Raw genomic sequence first — 1,342 nt, 5'->3', positions numbered from 1 at the left:
ATCAGGTCTCAGGCACATGAAGCACGGATTTACCTGCACTTCGCCCTACACCCTTGCCCCAGGAAAACCACCTCCTGGGTTGGACTACCCTCCTGCGTCACCCCATCGCTTGCCTACTACCAGCCGGGGTCCCGACCAGCCCAAGCCCCACCCGAAGGCAGAACAAAAACCAGAACGGTTAGCACAAACCAGGTTCAGCATGGGCGCGTCAGCGCCGGTACGGGAATATCAACCCGTTGTCCATCGACTACGCCTGTCGGCCTCGCCTTAGGTCCCGACTCACCCTGGGCGGAAAAGCCTGCCCCAGGAACCCTTGGTCATCCGGCGGACGGGATTCTCACCCGTCATTCGCTACTCATGCCTGCATTCTCACTCGTATGGCATCCACGGCTGGGTCACCCCGCCGCTTCACACGCCATACGACGCTCCCCTACCCACGCACAGACCTGGACCCTCAAAGAAGGCCGGGTTCACTATGCATGCCGCAGCTTCGGCGGTGCGCTTGAGCCCCGCTACATTGTCGGCGCGGAATCACTTGACCAGTGAGCTATTACGCACTCTTTCAAGGGTGGCTGCTTCTAAGCCAACCTCCTGGTTGTCTATGCGACTCCACATCCTTTTCCACTTAGCGCACGCTTAGGGGCCTTAGCTGGCGATCTGGGCTGTTTCCCTCTCGACTACGAAGCTTATCCCCCGCAGTCTCACTGCCACGCTTCACTTACCGGCATTCGGAGTTTGGCTGACTTCAGTAAGCTTGTAGGCCCCCTAGGCCATCCAGTGCTCTACCTCCGGCAAGAAACACGTGACGCTGCACCTAAATGCATTTCGGGGAGAACCAGCTATCACCGAGTTTGATTGGCCTTTCACCCCTACCCACAGCTCATCCCCCAGGTTTTCAACCCTGGTGGGTTCGGTCCTCCACACGGTCTTACCCGCGCTTCAACCTGGCCATGGGTAGATCACTCGGCTTCGGGTCTTGGACATGCGACTCAAACGCCCTATTCGGACTCGCTTTCGCTACGGCTACCCCACACGGGTTAACCTCGCCACACACCGCAAACTCGCAGGCTCATTCTTCAAAAGGCACGCGGTCACCAGGCTCCGAAAAGCCCAGCCCCCACGGATTGTAGGCACACGGTTTCAGGTACTATTTCACTCCCCTCCCGGGGTACTTTTCACCTTTCCCTCACGGTACTAGTCCGCTATCGGTCACCAGGGAGTATTTAGGCTTAGCGGGTGGTCCCGCCAGATTCACACGGAATTTCACGGGCTCCGTGCTACTTGGGATACTGTTCAAGAGACGTGCCGTTTTCACCTACAGGGCTATTACCCTCTACGGCGG

At 58.2% G+C, this 1,342-nt stretch carries 1 rRNA gene (only partly in view); it reads right to left on the bottom strand.

Features of this window, described 5'->3' with window-relative positions:
* Positions 1-1,342: ribosomal RNA gene (locus tag B056_RS0108280) — 23S ribosomal RNA — on the bottom strand (its annotated part continues 397 nt past the right edge of the window); the annotation flags it as partial.

The sequence above is a fragment of the Parafrankia discariae genome, assembly GCF_000373365.1.
Classification (GTDB): domain Bacteria; phylum Actinomycetota; class Actinomycetes; order Frankiales; family Frankiaceae; genus Parafrankia; species Parafrankia discariae.
This window is presented reverse-complemented; position numbering and strand designations above follow the sequence as displayed.